21 protein-coding genes and 1 other RNA gene are annotated in these 18,359 nt (G+C 61.5%); 14 read left to right on the top strand and 8 right to left on the bottom strand.

Annotation, left to right across the window (positions count from 1 at the left end; translation table 11 throughout):
• Positions 1-27: 27 nt before the first annotated feature.
• The 5 genes from ACTRWK_RS09125 to ACTRWK_RS09145 all read right to left on the bottom strand — a co-directional run bounded on the left by ACTRWK_RS09125 (position 28) and on the right by ACTRWK_RS09145 (position 4,452).
• Positions 28-987: a DUF2927 domain-containing protein gene (locus ACTRWK_RS09125; protein ID WP_005852268.1), complete on the bottom strand. Its 960-nt coding sequence runs from the start codon at positions 985-987 to the stop codon at positions 28-30.
• 26 nt (positions 988-1,013) lie between these two features.
• On the bottom strand, positions 1,014-2,189 hold the full coding sequence (locus ACTRWK_RS09130; RefSeq protein WP_289081900.1) for a toxic anion resistance protein: 1,176 nt from the start codon (positions 2,187-2,189) through the stop codon (positions 1,014-1,016).
• A 36-nt stretch (positions 2,190-2,225) separates the two neighbouring features.
• Positions 2,226-3,113, bottom strand: a complete 888-nt coding sequence (locus tag ACTRWK_RS09135) for a 5-bromo-4-chloroindolyl phosphate hydrolysis family protein (RefSeq protein ID WP_289081899.1) — start codon at positions 3,111-3,113, stop codon at positions 2,226-2,228.
• 3 nt (positions 3,114-3,116) lie between these two features.
• On the bottom strand, positions 3,117-3,347 hold the full coding sequence (locus ACTRWK_RS09140; RefSeq protein WP_005852271.1) for a hypothetical protein: 231 nt from the start codon (positions 3,345-3,347) through the stop codon (positions 3,117-3,119).
• A gap of 97 nt (positions 3,348-3,444) precedes the next feature.
• On the bottom strand, positions 3,445-4,452 hold the full coding sequence (locus ACTRWK_RS09145; RefSeq protein WP_289081898.1) for a pseudouridine synthase: 1,008 nt from the start codon (positions 4,450-4,452) through the stop codon (positions 3,445-3,447).
• Positions 4,453-4,516: 64 nt separating this feature from the next.
• Here ACTRWK_RS09145 and ACTRWK_RS09150 point away from each other — a divergent pair, with 64 nt between their 5' ends.
• Genes ACTRWK_RS09150 through ACTRWK_RS09160 form a run of 3 tightly spaced genes read left to right on the top strand, consistent with a single transcriptional unit; the run spans position 4,517 to position 6,030 of the window.
• Positions 4,517-4,972 carry a nucleoside deaminase gene (locus tag ACTRWK_RS09150; protein ID WP_037943748.1) on the top strand — a complete coding sequence of 152 codons (456 nt, stop codon included), beginning with the start codon at positions 4,517-4,519 and terminating at the stop codon, positions 4,970-4,972.
• A gap of 6 nt (positions 4,973-4,978) precedes the next feature.
• Positions 4,979-5,599, top strand: a complete 621-nt coding sequence (locus ACTRWK_RS09155) for a DUF5671 domain-containing protein (RefSeq protein ID WP_037943749.1) — start codon at positions 4,979-4,981, stop codon at positions 5,597-5,599.
• Positions 5,596-6,030, top strand: a complete 435-nt coding sequence (locus tag ACTRWK_RS09160; protein ID WP_037943750.1) for a hypothetical protein — start codon at positions 5,596-5,598, stop codon at positions 6,028-6,030. The genes ACTRWK_RS09155 and ACTRWK_RS09160 overlap by 4 nt, the downstream gene beginning before the upstream one ends.
• 6 nt (positions 6,031-6,036) lie before the next feature.
• On the opposite strand, the gene ACTRWK_RS09165 is transcribed toward ACTRWK_RS09160, so the two are convergent.
• Positions 6,037-6,729: a metal-dependent hydrolase gene (locus ACTRWK_RS09165; RefSeq protein WP_037943751.1), complete on the bottom strand. Its 693-nt coding sequence runs from the start codon at positions 6,727-6,729 to the stop codon at positions 6,037-6,039.
• 188 nt (positions 6,730-6,917) lie between these two features.
• On the opposite strand from ACTRWK_RS09165, the gene gatC reads away from it, so the two are divergent.
• The 7 genes from gatC to ACTRWK_RS09200 all read left to right on the top strand — a co-directional run bounded on the left by gatC (position 6,918) and on the right by ACTRWK_RS09200 (position 11,830).
• A complete protein-coding gene (gene gatC, locus ACTRWK_RS09170) occupies positions 6,918-7,205 on the top strand; it encodes an Asp-tRNA(Asn)/Glu-tRNA(Gln) amidotransferase subunit GatC (protein WP_005852277.1) in 288 nt (95 codons plus the stop codon).
• Positions 7,205-8,692, top strand: a complete 1,488-nt coding sequence (gatA, locus tag ACTRWK_RS09175) for an Asp-tRNA(Asn)/Glu-tRNA(Gln) amidotransferase subunit GatA (RefSeq protein WP_037943752.1) — start codon at positions 7,205-7,207, stop codon at positions 8,690-8,692. Before gatC ends, gatA begins: the two co-directional genes overlap by 1 nt.
• A 38-nt stretch (positions 8,693-8,730) precedes the next feature.
• Entirely contained in the window at positions 8,731-9,477 is a 747-nt protein-coding gene (locus ACTRWK_RS09180; RefSeq protein WP_037943753.1) for a hypothetical protein, read from the top strand.
• Positions 9,478-9,482: 5 nt separating this feature from the next.
• Positions 9,483-10,151 carry an N-acetylmuramoyl-L-alanine amidase gene (locus tag ACTRWK_RS09185; RefSeq protein ID WP_037943754.1) on the top strand — a complete coding sequence of 223 codons (669 nt, stop codon included), beginning with the start codon at positions 9,483-9,485 and terminating at the stop codon, positions 10,149-10,151.
• A gap of 101 nt (positions 10,152-10,252) precedes the next feature.
• Positions 10,253-10,664: RNase P RNA component class A (gene rnpB / locus ACTRWK_RS09190), an RNA gene on the top strand.
• A gap of 181 nt (positions 10,665-10,845) precedes the next feature.
• A complete protein-coding gene (gene rpmG, locus ACTRWK_RS09195; protein WP_005852281.1) occupies positions 10,846-11,013 on the top strand; it encodes a 50S ribosomal protein L33 in 168 nt (55 codons plus the stop codon).
• A 127-nt stretch (positions 11,014-11,140) separates the two neighbouring features.
• Positions 11,141-11,830: a VIT1/CCC1 transporter family protein gene (locus tag ACTRWK_RS09200; RefSeq protein ID WP_009826483.1), complete on the top strand. Its 690-nt coding sequence runs from the start codon at positions 11,141-11,143 to the stop codon at positions 11,828-11,830.
• 332 nt (positions 11,831-12,162) lie between these two features.
• Here ACTRWK_RS09200 and ACTRWK_RS09205 read toward each other — a convergent pair whose 3' ends face one another.
• Positions 12,163-12,939, bottom strand: a complete 777-nt coding sequence (locus ACTRWK_RS09205) for a Bax inhibitor-1/YccA family protein (protein WP_005852283.1) — start codon at positions 12,937-12,939, stop codon at positions 12,163-12,165.
• 859 nt (positions 12,940-13,798) lie between these two features.
• Between ACTRWK_RS09205 and ACTRWK_RS09210 the strand changes: the two genes are divergently transcribed.
• The 4 genes from ACTRWK_RS09210 (at position 13,799) to ACTRWK_RS09225 (ending at position 16,876) form a co-directional block, all read left to right on the top strand.
• Complete coding sequence (locus ACTRWK_RS09210; RefSeq protein WP_005852284.1) at positions 13,799-14,173, top strand: helix-turn-helix domain-containing protein; 375 nt, start codon at positions 13,799-13,801, stop codon at positions 14,171-14,173.
• A gap of 69 nt (positions 14,174-14,242) precedes the next feature.
• Entirely contained in the window at positions 14,243-15,037 is a 795-nt protein-coding gene (gene hisN, locus ACTRWK_RS09215; RefSeq protein WP_037944969.1) for a histidinol-phosphatase, read from the top strand.
• Positions 15,034-16,374 (top strand): 8-oxoguanine deaminase, encoded by a 1,341-nt coding sequence (locus tag ACTRWK_RS09220; RefSeq protein WP_289081896.1) that lies wholly within the window; start codon positions 15,034-15,036, stop codon positions 16,372-16,374. Before hisN ends, ACTRWK_RS09220 begins: the two co-directional genes overlap by 4 nt.
• A 67-nt stretch (positions 16,375-16,441) precedes the next feature.
• Positions 16,442-16,876: a CAP domain-containing protein gene (locus ACTRWK_RS09225; RefSeq protein WP_289081895.1), complete on the top strand. Its 435-nt coding sequence runs from the start codon at positions 16,442-16,444 to the stop codon at positions 16,874-16,876.
• A gap of 81 nt (positions 16,877-16,957) precedes the next feature.
• Here the strand turns inward: ACTRWK_RS09225 and guaD are convergent, their stop codons facing one another.
• Positions 16,958-18,250: a guanine deaminase gene (gene guaD / locus ACTRWK_RS09230; protein ID WP_286759440.1), complete on the bottom strand. Its 1,293-nt coding sequence runs from the start codon at positions 18,248-18,250 to the stop codon at positions 16,958-16,960.
• Positions 18,251-18,359 lie beyond the last annotated feature (109 nt).

Below are 18,359 nucleotides of genomic sequence, written 5' to 3' on the forward strand. Positions count from 1 at the left end.
GTCCTTTCGGGGGAGGTCAGTGGCGGGTTAAACGGGCCCGCCGATCAGTTCGAGCGCGATCTTGCGAGCCACGGGGGTCGCCTCTTCGGCGGTCATGCCGGCGTGCAAGCGCGGGTCATAGAGCATTTTCAGCAGCAGCTCGTCGTGACGGGTGAGCAGCGCGAATTCATCGTCATCGTTAAAGATCGACGGGCGCGCGGTGGGGCTGTCGTTGGCAAGGCCAAGGCCCTGCGCAAGTTCTTCATGGATACACGACAGCCGCATAAGCGAGGGGTTCTCGGCACGGATGACGGCGACGGCAGCGGTATAGGTGCTTGGGTCCGCGCCACCGGCATAGGCGGCGACGATGCAATAGGTATCGCGGCGCAGATCGCTGAGCGCGGCAAGGCTTTCGGCGGTCACACCGGGGATGCGTTCGGCGGCTTGGGCAAGGGCGGCGGGGCGGTCATCCTCGCCCGCGATAATCACCATAAAGTTCGGCTTGCCGCCCACGGTGATGGAATGCTGCGTCGTGGCTGCGAGGCGGGTGGCATAGTCGCGGATCGAGGCCGCATCGCGGTCACGTTCGGACGGGGGAACGCTGTCGCCAAAGACGACCTCCATCCGGACGGGGCGTTCCCAGCGGCGCATGGGGGTCTTATCGCCCCGTCCGGTCAGGGTGGCGTTATATTCGTTGTAAAAAGCGATCTGTTCAAAGTTGCGCACCAGCATGTCGGCGGTGAAGGGCGTGTCCTGCCCCCCACCATCCCGGCGCAGCAACCCTTGGCTCAACTGGGCCTGCTGCACCTGGTTGAAATAGCTGCGCAGCTTGGCGCTTTTTTGCGACGTGGGCTTGGCCACCACGGGGGGCGGGGCCGGCGGCGTGTCGGGGCGCGCGATGGGTTTCAGCGTCGGTTCAACAGGGGGCTGCGGGGTGCAGGCGGCCAGCGCGGCGACCACAGCCGCCGTGCCGATCCATCCTGTTCGCCCCAACCGTTGCCATACCATATCGCGCGCTCCAGGTTGTGACGGGGTTATGCCGCAGGGGCTGCGGGCTTGGCCGCTTTGGTAGAGGCCAGCGTGTCGCGCAGATTGGCCTCCATCTCTTGCAGGTCTTTCTCGGCAGAGGCACGGCGCGCCTTGCCTTCGTCGGCGATCTGCAGCGATTCCTGAATGGTCCCGATCAGGTCGGCATTGGCCTGTTTGACGGCTTCGATGTCGAACACACCGCGTTCCATCTCGGTCCGGATGACCTTGTTGCTTTCGCGCAGGTTCTGCGCGTTAGAGGTCAGCAGCTCGTTCGTCAGGTCATTGGCGTCACGCACGGCGGCGGCGGCTTCGACGCTGCGCTGGATGGTGACCGCCTGCGCCAGCTGGGTTTCCCACAGCGGCACGGTGTTCACGAGGGTCGAGTTGATCTTGGTCACCAGCGACTTGTCGTTCTCCTGCACCAAGCGGATCGAGGGCAGCGATTGCATCGTCACCTGACGGGTCAGTTTCAGGTCATGCACACGACGTTCCAGATCGTCCCGCGCGGCGCGGATATCGCGCAGTTCCTGTGCGACCATGACCTGATCCGCCTCTGGTGCGGCGTCGACCTCTGCCGTTTTGGCGGGGATGGTGGTCGCGTCCAACTCTGCCAGCTTGGCCTCGCCCGCGGCGATATAAAGCGCGAGCTCATCATAGAACTGCAGCGTCTTTTGGTACAGCATATCAAGCGATTTGATATCCTTGAGCAGGGTATGTTCATGGGTCAGCAGCTCGTCCGTGACGCGGTCGATCTGACCCTGTACCTTTTCGAACTTGGCGGTGAATTTGGCAAAGGGGGCCGCGCGGCCCAAAAGACGTTCCCACCAGCTGCGTTCACGGCGCACGTCCAGCTCGGATACGGAAAAGCCGCGGATGGTTGTCACGATCGTGCGCAGGCTGTCACCGGCGGGGCCCACATCCTTGTTGCGCACGTCCTGCAACATCGCCTGACTGATCTCCTGCAACTCGGCCTGTGCGCCGGACCCGAAACCGATGATCGACTGCGTGTCGCCCATGTCGATCTCTGCCATGCGGCTTTTGATCTCTGCCGATTGTGGCGCATCGGCTTTCTCAAGCGAGACGACGGCATCCGCAGGGGCGGGGTCGGGCAGGATCTGCGCGTTGACCTCTTCCACCAGCGCTACGGATTGGGTCGCTTTGTCACGAACGGTATCAGACATGTTTCAAGTATTCCTATGCTCTTGGGGCGGGGCGCGTCAGTCGAGACGCACGCCTTCTCGGGAAAGCCGCTCGCGCAGCACGTCGATTTCGATGTTCAGGTCGGTTTTGTCTTCCAATAGCGATTTTTGGGTGCGCGCGGCAAAGTTTTTGTCCAGATCATCGAGCAAAGCCAGATAATCGGCGCGTGCCTGCGCATCGCCGGTGCTGGCGTAGATATCCGCAAACTTGATTGTCGCGTCACGCGCGCCCAGCAGATAGACCGACAGGTATTTACGCGCACCGGTCAGATCACGCGGATCATCCTGCACGGTGCGGATCAGCGTGCGTGCGGTGTCCTGAAACTGCGCCAGCCGGTCGCGCGCCTTGCGGTCGCCCGCGCGTGCAATGGCGGTGTTCATCGCGGCAAGGTGCTTTTCCGCCTCGTCCACGACACGGGCGACGCGGTCTTTCTGGAAGCTGTCCACGCCCTCCATCCCCTTGGATGTCAGCGGATCGATGCCAAAGGCCGACACATGCAGCCCCATCGCGGCCAGCGCATAAAGCACAGGGGCCGCCAGTCCGGGGTCATTCTTATAGGCGGCCAGCGCCACGCCGGCACCGGTCAGAAGGCTGGCGATGATCTTGCGCGGCAGGGCGGGACGTTCGGCAACCTTGCGCGCGGTATAGGCGGCTTCGGCTTTCAGCCCCTCGCGCAGCATCCATGCGGCACCGGTCAGCGTCGCCGCCGCCAGCAGCCCCAATGCAAGCCCCTGCGCCCCGTCGTTCAACGACATGAACACAAGCGGAATGGCGGGGATGAACAAGATTTTGGCCCGCCCGCTTGCAGGGTCGACCTCTATACGTTTGGCACGGGTGCCCTGCGGAGGCCGCGTGCCGTCGCCAGCATCATGATTGCTGTATTTACCGCCAAAGCGCTGCGCCATGGATCAAAGCCCCCCGAGCCAGCCGGTAGAGACACCGAACAGCAAGACAACAAGCGCGGCATAGGTGATTTTCTGAAACGGTGTCGGTGCCATGGGGCGATAAACCTCCTGTCCATGCGCTGGTGTCGATGCACGACGGCCCGCGTCCAGAATCCTTGCGATGATTGTCACCAAAACGGCGACAAACGCAACAATCAGCGCCAGCGTGGCGACAAAGACAAGCAATCGACCCATCGGACCTTCCTTTGCACGACATATAGTCGCAGTGCTCGCCACCCGCTAGGGTCACGCACGCAAAAGTAGCGGCCAAAGGGCCGTAAACCCACAGAAATCAGGGTTTACGGGTGGATTTTACGCGGGTGCCGAACTTGCGCGGCGCGGGGTCGGACGCGGGGCGTGCGGGCTTGGACTTGCCATAACCGGGCTTGGGCTTGCCGGGGATGGTCTTGCCTGTCGCGGTCTTGTCACCGGGTTCCTTGGGCAGGCCTGGGCGACCGGGGCCCGGCTCTCCGGGTTTGCGGGGCTTGCGCTTGATGATGTGCGCGGGCTTTTTCTTGATCGCGGTGCCGGTGGTATCGGCAATCTCGAGGCCCAGCTGGTCACGGACCACCTTGCGCTTGAGTTCCTCGACCTCGCCGGTTTTCAACTCGCCAAGCTGGAACGGGCCATAGCTGGTGCGGATCAGCCGGTTCACCGACAGGTTCACCGCCTCCATCGCGCGGCGGATCTCGCGGTTCTTGCCTTCGCGCAGCCCGACGGTCAGCCAAGCGTTCGCCCCTTGTTGCCGGTCCAGCGTGACCGTCATCGGCTGAAAGTCCTCGCCATCCACGGTGATGCCCTTGCGCAGCGGTTCAAGCATATCGTCGGTGGGGCGGCCATTGACGCGCACGCGGTAGCGGCGCAGCCAGCCGTTCGAGGGCAGTTCGAGGCGGCGCTTGACCTCGCCATCATTGGTCAGCAGCAGCAACCCCTCGGAGTTGAGGTCAAGCCGACCGATGCTCATGACGCGGGGCATGTCTTCGGGCAGATCGTCAAAGATCGTGCCGCGGCCCTTTTCGTCGCGGTTGGTGGTGACCAGCCCCGTGGGCTTGTGGAACAGCCAGACGCGGGGCGGTTCGGGCTCGCCCACCGGTTTGCCGTCGACGGTGATCGCGTCCGAGGGCGTCACGTTCAACGCGGGCGAATCGATCTGCGCACCGTTGACGCGCACGCGACCGGCCTCGATCATGCGTTCGGCCTCGCGGCGGCTGGCGATGCCGGCACGGGACAGGACTTTGGCAATGCGGTCACCGGGAGGGGTGCCGGATTTCGGGGGCTGGGAGGGTGTATCTGCGCTCATACTTCAGCGCTTACCCTGTTTCCCGCGCTTGCGAAAGGGCGGCGTTTGCGGGCAAGAGAGGTGTATGAGCTTTACGTCCTATATGTCCCAAGCGCTGGAAGAGGCCCGCGCCGCCGCTGCCCGCGGTGAAGTGCCCGTGGGCGCGGTCATCGTGGCCCCCGACGGACAGGTCGTCGCGCAGGCGGGCAACCGGACGCGCGAGCTGAACGATCCCACCGCCCATGCCGAGGTGCTGGCGATCCGTGCTGCCTGTGCGGCGGCGGGGTCCGAAAGGCTGGGCGGGCATGCGCTTTATGTGACGCTGGAACCCTGCGCCATGTGTGCCGCCGCGATCTCTGCCGCGCGGGTGGCACGCTTGTACTACGGCGCGTCAGACCCCAAGTCTGGCGGTGTGGCGCAGGGTGCGCGGGTGTTTTCCCACGCGCAATGTCACCACGCCCCCGACGTCTATGACGCCATTGCAGCGCCTGAAAGCGAACATCTGCTAAAGGCGTTTTTTGCAGAGAAACGAAAAGGATAGACCCATATGGCCCAACGGGACGAGCTGAGCATTTTCGTGCGCGACGCCTTGGCCGCGGGCAAGTCACGGGCCGAGATCACATCCGCGCTGACCCATGCCGGTTGGTGCAGCGCCGAGGTGCAGGATGCCCTGAACGGCTGGGACGAGATGCCGTTCTCTCCGCCCATTCCGCGGCCTGTGGCGACGGTGTCTGCGCGGGACTTCTTTACCTATGCGCTGACGTTCTGCGTCTTGATCCTTGGCGCGTTCAATCTGGTTGTCGTATTACAGGCGCTGGTCGATGTGGTCTTTGCCACGGGCGACGGCGGCAGCGACCGGTCGATCCGCTGGGGGGTTGCGGTGTTGATCGTGACCGGACCGATGTATCTGTGGCTGACCTTGCGCGAGCGGCGGAAACTGGCGCGCGACCCTGCGCTGTACCGCTCTGCGATCCGCAAATGGATGATCTATATCGGCCTGCTTTTGGCCGCGCTGACGATGTTAGGGGATTCGATTGCCACCATCTATGCGCTGCTGACCGGTGACCTGACGGCGCAATTCGTGCTCAAGGCGCTGGTGGTGCTGGTCGTCGCCGGGGGCATCTTTGCCTATTATCTGCGCGATCTGCGCGAAGAGGCCCCGGCGTGAACAAGGTGCTGCTGATGTGCATGTCTGTGCTGGTCGGCGGTGCCATCATCGGCGGCCTGGTCGTGGTGGGTGGCCCGCAGCACGCAAGGCTCGCCCAGCAGGACAGTCAGCGCCTCAGCGATCTGCGGACCTTGCACACGCATCTGATGTGCCTTGGTCACTTGGGCAAACCATTGCCGCAAGCGCTTGCGGATGACAGCTATTGTCCCGGCATGCGGCCCGGATTGCGCGATGTGCTGACCCAAGGCGACCCTGCAACGGGCGCGCCCTACGCCTACCACCGCCTCAGCGATACCGCGTTCGAGGTCTGCGCCACGCTGGCGCTTGATCCAGCAGAGGCGCGCAAAGCTGCGTTTGATCAAGACACCATCGCCCTGCGCGCCAACGACACCCTTTGTTTCATCGGGGATCGCGCCGGTTCTGTTAATTAGGCCGTTTTACAGGCTGATCGGTTTAAGCACCTCGGGCTCGATCACATCCACGCCGGGCAAGCCGTCGATCAACACCTGCGCCGATTGTTCAAGCGCGTCGAAGGTACGGTAGTGGCAGGGGATGACGGTCTTGAAGTCAAAATACCGTTTCGCCGCATAGACCGCACCGGCCATATCCATGGTGAAATGGCCGCCCGCGCTGAGAATGCCGATGTCGGGTTTGTGGTAGTCGCCCATCCAATCCATATCCGCCATAATATCCGTATCGCCCGTGACATAGATCGTGCGGCCTTCGCCCTTGATCATAAAGCCGATCTCGGCCCCCATATAGACAGGCCCCGCGTCCCCATCGACGGAAGAGGAATGTGACGCGGGGACCATGGTCACATCGACCTTGCCGCAGCGGATGGTGCCGCCTTTGTTGAATCCGATGGTGTTCTCCACGCCCTGCGCGCTGAAATAGCCCATCAGTTCGACCATGCCTGCAACCGGCGCTCCGGTTTTCTCGGCCACCATCTTGAGGTCCTGGGTGTGGTCGAAATGCCCGTGGGTCACCAGGATTTGCGTCACGCCTGCCAGTGCGGCCTCGTGCTGCGCGTCGTCCAGCATCGGATTGCCGGTGAGCCAGGGGTCGATCAGCAGAATCTGATCCTCGATCTCGATGCGAAAGCTGCCGTGGCCTAGCCAGATGATATCCATTTGGGTCTCCCTTATTCCGTGTCTTTAGCGGACTGTAGCGCGTGATGCCGCTTTGGGGAGCCTCCGGCGGGAGTTTATTTGGCAAAATGAAGGATCAACCGGCGCGATTGCGGGTCAGAGGCAGCCCCCAGACTTGCGGGGGCGGTCAGGGGGCGATAAACGGCACCCAATCAGATGAAGGAGCGCCCATGTCCATTGACGAGTCCACAGCCGCACGGGTGGCGAAACTGGCCCGCATCAAGGTCGAACCCGACGCCTTGCCCGCGCTGGCGCAAGAGTTCAACAATATCCTCGGATTTATCGAGCAGTTGAACGAAGTCGATGTCGACGGGGTAGAGCCGATGACATCAGTCACGCCACAGGTGTTGAAAAAGCGCGAGGACGTGGTGCGCGATGGCGACCAGCAGGCCAAGGTGCTGGCCAATGCGCCCGACGCGCGCGAAGGATTTTTTGCGGTTCCGAAGGTGGTTGAATAATGGCTGATCTGAATAAACTGGGCCTTGCCGATGCACGTGACGCGCTGCGCAAGGGGGATGTGAGCTCGGCCGAGCTGACGGCGGCATGTCTGAGCGCGATCGAAGGCGCGGGCGCGCTGAACGCTTTTGTCCACCACACCGGTGATCTGGCGATGGATCAGGCCAAGGCAGCCGATGCGCGGATCAAATCCGGCGATGCCCCTGCCATGTGTGGTCTGCCCATCGGTATCAAGGATCTGTTCTGCACCAAAGGGGTGCCGTCGCAAGCGGCGTCGCGCATCCTTGAAGGCTTCTTGCCCGAGTATGAAAGCACCGTATCGCAGAACCTGCTGGACAGCGGGGCCGTCATGTTGGGCAAGCTCAACATGGATGAATTCGCGATGGGATCGTCCAATGAAACCTCCGTGTATGGCAATGCCGTCAACCCGTGGCGGCGTTCGGGCGATGAAACAGCGCTGACACCCGGCGGATCTTCGGGTGGGTCGGCGGCAGCTGTGGCGGCGGATCTTTGTCTCGCGGCCACCGGCACAGATACCGGCGGCTCGATCCGCCAGCCTGCGGCCTTTACCGGCACCGTGGGGATCAAGCCGACCTACGGCCGCTGCTCCCGCTGGGGCGTCGTGGCCTTTGCCTCGTCGCTGGATCAGGCGGGCCCGATGACCAAGACCGTGCGCGATGCGGCGATCATGCTGGGAGCCATGGCGGGGTATGACCCCAAGGACAGCACCTCCGCCGAGCTGGCGGTCCCTGATTTCGAAGCCGCCTTGACCGGCGACATCCGTGGCAAAAAGATCGGCATCCCGCGGGAGTACCGCATCGACGGTATCCCTGCCGAGATCGACAAGCTGTGGCAGGACGGTATCGCCATGCTGCGCGACGCCGGGGCCGAGATCGTTGATATCTCTCTTCCGCATACGAAATACGCCTTGCCTGCCTATTACGTGATCGCACCGGCGGAAGCCTCGTCGAACCTCGCCCGCTATGACGGGGTACGCTATGGTCACCGCGCCAAGCTGGACCACGGCGACGGCATCACCGAGATGTACGAAAAGACCCGCGCCGAAGGCTTCGGGGCCGAGGTGCAGCGCCGTGTCATGGTCGGTACCTATGTGCTAAGCGCGGGCTTCTACGACGCCTACTACAACCGGGCGCGCAAGGTCCGCACGTTGATCAAGAAAGACTTCGAAGACGCCTTTGCGGCCGGTATCGACAGCATCCTGACCCCGACCACGCCCTCGGCGGCCTTCGGTCTGGGCGAGATGACGGATACGGACCCTGTGGCGATGTATCTGAACGACGTCTTCACGGTCACCGTGAACCTCGCGGGGCTGCCCGGTATCGCATTGCCCACCGGCACCAGCGAGACCGGCCTGCCGCTTGGCTTGCAGCTGATCGGACGCCCATGGGAAGAGGCCGATCTGCTGTCTACCGCCTATGCGCTGGAGCAGGCGGCGGGCTTTGTAGCCAAGCCGCAGAAATGGTGGTAAACCCCCGCCGATAAACCAGAGCAGATAAAGCAGGTCCGATGATGATACGTTGTTCAATTGTTGCAGCCTTGGGGCTCGCCCTGGCGGCCTGCCAGCCCGCAATCCCCGACAGTGGACGGGGTGTCGGTTTTGACGGGTCGTTCGACGCCGCGCAATCCCAGCGGGATACAGCTTTGGCAGGCGGGGCGGTGGCAACGATGCCGGCACCCGCCTCGGTGGACGCCACGCCGCTGGACGCTGTCGATGATGGTTCCGCCGCGGCGACGGCTGCTGAAACGGCACGTATCCTGGATGCCACGCGCCCCGGTGGGCTTGGCAATGATGCCGCGACCAATTCGGGCGTGGCCCCTGTGAACGCCAGCCCGTCCAACCCTGCGCCACCGGTGCTGGGAGCAGGGGGAATATCGCAAGAGAACAACTTTGACGCCGTGGCCGATGAGCGCAGCATCGAAGGCGACGCGGCCCGCATCGCGGCCAACCGCGCGCAATACCGTGTGGTGCAACCCGAAGCCCTGCCGGACCGCGCCGATGCCGGGCCCAATATCGTGGCCTATGCTTTGCAGAACAATCACGCCGTCGGCACCCCGATCTACACCCGTCGGGGGTTCAACAAGCAGCGCAAATTCGCACGGGCCTGCGCCCAGTATTCGCACCCGGATCAGGCGCAGATCGCCTTCCTCAGTGCGGGCGGCCCTGAAAAGGACCGCTCCGGCATGGACCCTGACGGCGACGGATACGCCTGCAACTGGGACCCGAGCCCCTATCGCAAAGGGGTGCAGGGCTAGGCCCTATGGCAGACGCGCCTGACCGCTACCTTTCCCCGAACCATGGGCCGCGCCGCAACGGGCTGCGGCCCTCTTTGATCGTGCTCCACTATACCGCGATGGACAGTGCAGAAGCGGCTTGCGCGCGTCTTTGCGACCCTGCGGCCGAAGTCTCGGCCCACTATCTGATCACGGGCAAGGGCGAGACTGTACCACTTGTCCCGGAAGACCAGCGTGCCTGGCATGCCGGTGCAGGGGAATGGCAGGGTCGCGATGACATCAATTCACGCTCTATCGGGATAGAGCTGGATAACCGCGGCAATCACCCCTTCTCCGAACCGCAGATGGTCACGCTCGAAACCCTGCTGCGGGGGATTATGGAGCGGTGGTCGATCCTGCCCGAAGGGGTCATCGGCCATTCGGATATGGCCCCCGGACGCAAGATCGACCCCGGACCGCGATTCGACTGGCCACGTCTGGCGCGTCAGAACCTTGCCGGCAAAGGCAGTCGGTACGCGGAAAACGACCGCGGATCCGACCCCACACCGGCGGCCTTTATCGCGGCGGCACATGCGGCAGGCTACACCGCCACCGATGATATTGACCTTCTGCTGCACAGCACGCGTCTGCGGTATGCCCCCTGGCGCAAGGGGCCGCTCTGCGCCGCGGATATGACCCTCGGGCATGATCTCTAGCACCACACCCGTTTCCAAATGGTTAAAAATCCTCGCCGAAGGCATCGCGGCGGGTGAAACTGATTGACCCCACCTGAAGTTAGGCGCTAGGCGTGCAGCGCGCGGAAGGCTGGATGGCCGCGGTCTTGGCAACAAGGTCGAGGAAAGTCCGGACTCCTAGAAGAAACGGTGCCGGGTAACGCCCGGGCGGGGTAACCCGACGGAAAGCGCCACAGAAAACAGACCGCCGCTTCGACGGGTCGGGCAACCGATACCACCGGGGAGGTAAGGGTGAAACGGTGCGGTAAGAGCGCACCGCGGAGGTGGTAACATCTCTGGCAAGGCAAGCCCCACCGGGAGCAATGCCAAATAGGGACCGCGCGCCGCGTCTGGCAACAGGCAAGGCGGGGCCACTTCTGCCCCAGCAGGTCCGGGTTGGCAGCTGTAGCTGTGCAGGCAACTGCATGGTCAGAGGAATGGTCATCCCCTGTCGCAAAGCGGGGACAAAATCCGGCTTATAGGCCTTCCGCGCATAATCATGGTCTTTATCCCTGTTCTTCGGGGGCTTGGTCCGGAAAACTTCAATTTTTCCGGTTCGTTTGGGCCATGGGCAGGAAATAGCGGTTGACTCAGGCGCAGGCGTGACTAGAACCCAAAACTCAGGATTTCACGAGCGGTCGATCAGCGGCCTGCTCGTCGTTGCAGGAGAACGACTATGGCGAAGCCAACCACGATCAAGATCCGTCTGAACTCGTCCGCGGGCACAGGCCATTTCTACGTAACCAAGAAAAACGCACGTACCATGACCGAGAAAATGGTCATCAAAAAGTACGACCCCGTTATTCGTAAGCACGTTGAATACAAAGAAGGCAAGATCAAGTAAGATCTTACCGTCGACGCGATATGAAGGCCGCGCCTCGTGCGCGGCCTTTTGCGTTTTTCTACCTCGGACATGGGAACAGCCCTGCTGTCGCGGCTGAGTACCGGATGTGATCGCAAGGAGACGGGCAATGCCCAAAGAAGGCCATTACATCAACCGGAGCAACTGGTTGCGCGCCGCTGTACTGGGGGCGAATGACGGGATTGTTTCCATCTCTAGCCTTCTGGTCGGCGTTACCTCGGCGGGGATGGCGACCGGAAATGTCGCCCTGACCGGTTTCGCCGGATTGACCGCGGGCGCACTGTCCATGGCCGCGGGGGAGTATGTCTCTGTCTCGGCGCAGGCCGATGTGGAAGCCGCCGATCTGGAGCGTGAGCGTATCGCGCTGGAGGAAGACCCGGACTACGAGCTGGAAGAGCTTGCCGAAGGGTTGGAGAACCGCGGCGTCGATGCCGCGCTCGCCGTCAAGGTTGCCACGCAGATGACCGACCACGACGCTCTTGGTGCGCATGCGCGCGAGGAGCTCGGTATGTTTGGCCTGGCAGGGCAAGCGAATCCGCTGCAGGCCGCCGGGGCCTCCGCGCTCGCCTTCGCTCTGGGTGGGGCCTTTCCGTTGATCGCAGCACTTGTCGCCCCTGCCGGGTACGCTTTGATCGCGATTGCCGTGACCGCTGTGCTCGCTCTGGCACTGCTTGGCGGTGGCGGTGCGCGGCTTGGCGGTGCGCCCATGCGCTCGGCGATTATTCGTGCGGTGGTCTGGGGCGCGCTTGCGATGGCCGTGACCGCTGCGTTGGGGCAAGCCTTCCACGTTGCGGTTTAGCTTGGTCGGGGGTGAGCTGGCACCTAAGCTGAGACCTTTGAAATCACCACTTCAGTGAATATTTCGAGAGGAGGTTCGCTCCTCTGCGGATGTGCCTTTCTGTGCGCCCGGCTGGAAGACGTACAGTCGCAAGGTCGTGTCGGCACGCTTGTAGAGCCGAATGTCACTGAACAGACTGCTTAGATGGATCGCAGTTAAGCGGAAGCGTCGCGGGCAGATTAGGTAGTCGGGCCGACGGTTGTGATAGCGCCTAGGGCAAAAGAAAGCGCCCACCGAACGGATGTCGATGGGCGCTCGTTCTTAGGTATTTCCCCGCGTCGTGGGGCAGTCTGTTATTCGCGGTTGCCGAACAATTGCAGCAACATCATGAACATGTTGATGAAGTTCAGGTACAGGCTCAATGCGCCCATGATACCGGACTTCTGCAGCCATTCTTGGTCACCGTGATGTGCGTGCGCCAAGTAAGTGTTCTTGATGTTCTGCGTGTCATAGGCGGTGAGGCCAGCGAAAATCAGAACGCCGATAGCCGAGATCGCGAACACAAGGGCAGGGGAGGCGAGGAAGATATTCACGATCGACGCAACAACCAGGCCGATGACGCCCATGATCAGGAAGCTACCCCAGCCGGAGATATCCTTTTTCGTGGTGTAGCCCCAAAGCGACAGCCCCGCGAAAGCGATCGAGGTGATCAAGAAAATCTGGATGATGGAATAACCCGTAAAGACCAGAAAGATCGAGCTGATCGAAACGCCCATGACGGCAGCGAAAACATAGAACAATGTCTGCGCAGTCGCGGCCGAGATTTTATTCATCGCGGCACCCAAGCCGAAGACAAACGCCAAAGGTGCAAACATCACAACCCATTTCAGCGGCGACATATACAGCGCAGAGCCGAAGGAAGTCAGGTACTTGTCCGTGCCAATCTGCGCAACCGCGCCGGAAGGATCGGTCGTCACGGCCAAGCCGGAAATGGCCCAAGCCGCTGCAAAGGTGATCAACATGCCAATCGACATGGTGCCATACACCTTATTCATATGGGTGCGCAGCCCTTCATCGATAGCGGCGGCGCGGGATCCGGCCGCAGACCGGATTGTGTTCACGTCGGCCATGAATATCCTCCAAATAATAGACGTGTTGCAAAGTCGGTTCTCCGACCTCGGTATTGGGTCAAATATCGGCACACACGTCTTTGTTTTCAAGAGCTTTCGCATCCAATTCTAGCGCAGCGGGCACTATTGGCGTTTTGCTTTGCCAAATGTGGCGCAACATAGGCATTTCTACCGTCGAAACACGCAGCCTTTCGGTTGCACATCTGCGTGTCCGTGATGAATGAGCTAAAGAAGGGATATGAAGATTTGCCTAACGCGTTTGCGAATTTTGCGTCGCGGCGCTTTGCTGCGTCGTTCTCGCGGCTCTGAACGGTATTTTAAGGTTTAGACTGCAAGCCTTTTGCCCATGAAAAAGATGATTCTTCCCCGCGACGGGCGCAATTGTGCCGTAACGTTTTCGTTATTAGCGCTAATCAGGCGGTATTCGGGTGCCGTGAGCAAAACATCGCGCACCCGCGCAGAATGTAGTGGCGAAGCTGACGGGCGGGGCTATCTTACTGACAAATATGGTATTCTTGAGCGTGAGAGGAGCGGGTCTCAATGTGTTGGAAATGCTGACACACAGCATTGCGGCGAATTTATGGTGCTCGGCTCAGGTAAAAAGTTTTGCGAGTTCCCGAACGCTTGCTACGTTCAGTTCGCGTATAAGGGGTATTTTTCTCGCAGAAACAACGCTTGATTAAGTGCTGGCGCTGATTGGAATGATAACTGAACGTATGTCCATTTTCATTTTATTTGCGCATAGTGAGTATATTTGCAAGTAGCACGTTTTGTCGGAAATGACCACGTGAATTGGTCACTTCCTCTCCACAAATACAAGCGTCGAAATTATGGGCGCTGAGTTAGAAAGAAGATCGTGATGCCTCATAAAGTAGATGTTCATGTTGGTCAGCGAATACGGCAGCGCCGTTGGCTGACAGGCATGACACAGCAGCGCTTAGCAGAACTTGTTGGCATAAAATTCCAGCAAATCCAAAAGTATGAAACCGGTGCAAACCGTGTCAGCGCGTCCAGACTTTGGGACATCGCCTTTGCCCTGAACGTGGACGTTTCGCATTTCTTTGAAGGTCTGGAAGCCGAAAAACCGCAGCCCGAAAAGGCCTTGGACAATATCCCCGCGGATCTGAGCGGCGATAAAGAGGCGATGGATTTGATCCGCTCTTACTATGCGATCCCCGAAAACCAGCGTCGCCGCCTGTTCGAACTGGCGCGTGTCCTCAGTGATGTGGCTTAACCTTTAGCGGGAAGTGTTATCTTGCAAGGATCTGGCGAAAGTGTCAGATCGGTAGCTATGATACCAAATATGCACTCCGATCCCGATATATTGCGTGTGGGCCATTTGCTGGCGGACGCCGCCCGTGCCGCGATACTTCCCCATTTTCGTCAAGCAGATCTGATTGCGGACAACAAATTCCAGTCGGGCTATGATCCCGTCACAGAAGCCGATCGTGCGGCCGAACGGGCCATGCGCGATATCTTGGCGCGCGAACGCCCCAACGACGCCATCCTGGGCGAAGAATATGGTATCGCGGAAGGGACGTCCGGGCTCACCTGGGTTTTGGACCCCATTGACGGCACGCGGGGTTTTGTCTCCGGCACGCCGACCTGGGGCGTGTTGATCGCGGTCAGCAATGCGGATGGGCCGTTTTTCGGGATCATCGACCAGCCCTATATTCGCGAGCGTTTTGTTGGGCACAGCGGCCAAGCAGAGGTGTCGGGCCCGTCTGGCGTTCATCCGCTGCGGACGCGTGGGGCGCGTGCACTTTCACAGGCGACCGTTTTCACTACTTTTCCAGAAGTCGGGACGACATCCGAAGGGGCCGCCTTTGCCGAGGTGGCGCGACACGCGCGTTTGGCGCGCTTTGGGATGGATTGCTATGCTTATGCTTTGGTGGCCTCGGGGCAGGTCGATCTGGTCATCGAAGCGGGCCTGCAACCCTATGATATTCAAGCACCAATCGCCCTTGTCCATGCCGCCGGTGGCATCGTTACCGACTGGGATGGCGGCCCCGCCCATCATGGGGGACGTGCCATCGCGGCGGCCAATGCCGATATTCACGCCGAAGCTTTAGAGTTTGTTAGGAATTGTCCGATATGACCGAACTGCTGATACGCAACGCTGATTATCTTTTGACGATGGATGAGACGCGGCGCGAATTGGTATCGGCTGATGTTTTGCTGCGCGATGGGGTTGTCGTGGCGGTGGGACAAAACCTGACAACTGAAGGGGAGGTGATAGAAGCATCAGGGTGCGTTGTGACGCCAGGGTTGGTGAACACCCATCACCACCTTTATCAAAGTCTGACGCGGGCGGTGCCGGGGGGGCAGGACGCGCTGCTGTTTGGCTGGCTTAAAACGCTTTATCCGATCTGGGCGCGGTTTACGCCGGATCACATGTATGTCTCGGCTCAGGTGGGGTTGGCAGAGCTTGCCTTGTCCGGCTGCACCTTAAGCTCGGACCACCTGTATATGTATCCGAACGGCAGCCGGTTGGAGGATACAATACACGCCGCGGCAGAGATCGGGGTGCGGTTTCAGCCCACGCGCGGCGCGATGAGCATCGGGGAAAGCGACGGTGGGTTGCCACCTGACGCTTTGGTGGAACGCGAGGCTGCGATACTGGAGGATTGCATTCGTGTGATCGACGGTTTTCACGATCCATCGGCCTCTTCCATGTGTCGGGTTGGCATCGCGCCCTGTTCGCCCTTCTCGGTAAGTCGGGACCTGATGCGGGACGCAGCGCTGTTGGCGCGGGACAAAGGCGTGATGCTGCATACGCATCTTGCCGAGAACGAGGAGGATATCGCCTATTCATTAGCGCAATTCGGCTGTCGTCCGGGTCAATATGCACAAGATCTGGGCTGGGTCGGACCCGATGTCTGGCATGCCCATTGCGTGAAGCTCGACCCGAGCGAGATCGCGTTATTCGCGCAGACCAAGACTGGCGTTGCACATTGCCCTTGTTCGAACTGCCGCTTGGGCTCGGGGATCGCGCCCCTTCGTGCGATGCGAGATGCCGGGGTTCCCGTGGGGCTCGGGGTCGATGGATCCGCAAGCAATGACGCCGGTAATCTTGTCGCAGAGGCTCGGCAGGCGATGCTTTTGCAGCGCGTTGCTGGCGGGGCGGATGCGATGAGCGCACGCGAAGCGCTCGAGATTGCCACGCGCGGCGGTGCAGACATCTTGGGCCGCCCCGAATGCGGGCGGATCGAGGTGGGCGCGCGGGCAGACATCGCCATCTGGGACGTGAGCGGGATTGAAAGCGCCGGGAGCTGGGATCCGGCAGCGTTGCTGCTCGCAGGGCCGACAACAGTCCGCGATTTGCTTGTTGAAGGGCGCAGCGTCGTACGGGACGGGCAGGTCGTGACCATAGATCTACCCGCGCAGATCGCGCAGCAAAACAAGCTCGCGCGGGCGCTGCGGGACGCGATATAAACACGCGTGCCTCGATCTCGGGAGGAAGTAGAGACGCGGGGAGCGCGAAGGTGGGGGAGTTGACGGTATGAATATTCTGCGAAGGCTGGCTTTGGCCGTGGCTCTGTTGATTGCCGCGATATCGCCTTTGCGCGCCGAGCCACAGGCGGTTCAGATGTTGAATGCCATGCGCGCGCAGCAGGGTGTGGCCCCGCTGTCCTATGCGCCGCGGCTAGAGGCCGCCGCACGGGCACATGCGCTGGACATGGCGCGGCACGGATATTTCTCGCACACGGGGCGCGATGGGTCTGGTGTTGGTGATCGAGTGCGGGCGCAGGGCTATCGCTGGTGCTATGTGGCCGAGAATCTTGCCAAGGGGCAGGGGGATCTGACGCAGGTCATGCGGGGATGGGCGCAGTCGGCACCGCATTATCGCAATATGATGAGCCGGAATGCCACGGGTTTTGGCCTGTTTCAGGGGCCGGACCGGATTTGGGCAATGGTTCTGGCCGCACCCTGTTAGGATGGGCCCGAAGCCGTCTCGCAAGGCGCGCCTACGGGACGCGCCGCGGGGAGTTTAAAGGCAAAATGAAGGAGGCTGGCGTCAGCCTCGGCGCACCCCGTTGACCCAGACATCGCTGATGGCGCGGTCGTCGCCCATCATGATTGTGGCGAAAAGCTGATCCCATATGCTGTGCGCATTGTCGCTGCGCTGCTTGATCGCGGGGGTGGAGGCGAGGTCGAGCACGGTGATATCGGCCTCGAAGCCTTCGGCGAGTGTGCCGATCTTTTCGTGCAGATGCAGGCTGCGGGCAGAGCCGGCGGTGGCAAGCCACATCAACTGCGCCGCATGGGTGGGGGTGCCGCGCAGTTGACCGATCTCATAGGCCGCAGCCATTGTGCGCAGCATCGAGAACGACGATCCGCCGCCGGTGTCCGTGGCCAAGCCAATCGGTATCTGCTGCGCGGCGATATGCGCCATGTCGAACAGTCCCGATCCGATGAAGGTGTTCGAAGTGGGACAATGCACCACCGATGCGCCGCTGTCGGCAAGGCGGTCGATCTCGCGCGGGGTCAGGTGGATGGCATGGCCAAAGACGGCGCGATCACGCACCAGCCCGTGTTCCTCGTAGGTGTCCAGATAATCGCGGGCGTGGGGTACAAGGTCTTGTACCCAAGCGATCTCGTCGATCTGTTCGCTCAGGTGCGTCTGCATCAGGCAGTCGGGGCGCTCGGTCCAGAGCGCACCCAGGGCCGCGAGTTGCTCCGGCGTCGAGGTCGGCGTGAAACGGGGCGTAATCGCATAGCTGGCGCGGCCTTTGCCGTGCCAGCGGTCGATCAGCATCTTGCTGTCGTCATAGGCCGATTGCGCCGTATCGCGCAGCCCGTCGGGGGCGTTGCGGTCCATGCAGGTCTTGCCCGCCACGATCCGCTGACCACGCTCTGCTGCCGCGTCGAATATCGCGTCGACGCTGGTGGGGGCGATGGTGGCGAAAGAGCAGACAGTGGTCGTGCCGTTGGCCAGGGTCAGATCCAGATAGCGCCCGGCGATGTCGCGGGCATAGGCGGGGTCTGACAGGCGCATTTCCTCGGGGAAGGTATAGCTGTTGAGCCAGTCGATCAGCCGTTTGCCCCAGCTCGCGATGATGGCGGTCTGCGGATAATGCACGTGGGCGTCCACAAACCCCGGACAGATCAGCCGGTCGCCATAGTCCTGCACCGTCGCCTGCGGGTGCGCCTTGCGCAGGTCGTCGGCGCGGCCCACGGCCTTGATCTGCGCGCCTTCAATCAGCACGCCACCGTCGCTGTCGATATGAACCGTCTCCTCCCACGGGTCAGAGAGGGGATTGCCCGTAAACCGGAGCGTTTGGCCGAGGAGGAGTGTTTGTGTTTTCATGCCGCCTGTCTAACCGCAGCCCGCCGTGCCGACAATCCGATAGCGCAGGGTTCCGCGCCATTGTATCCGCGCTGTGGCACGCTTATGGTCTGCGCAAAATCGCAAGTGG

This window comes from Sulfitobacter sp. G5_S2_6_S6, assembly GCF_054968505.1.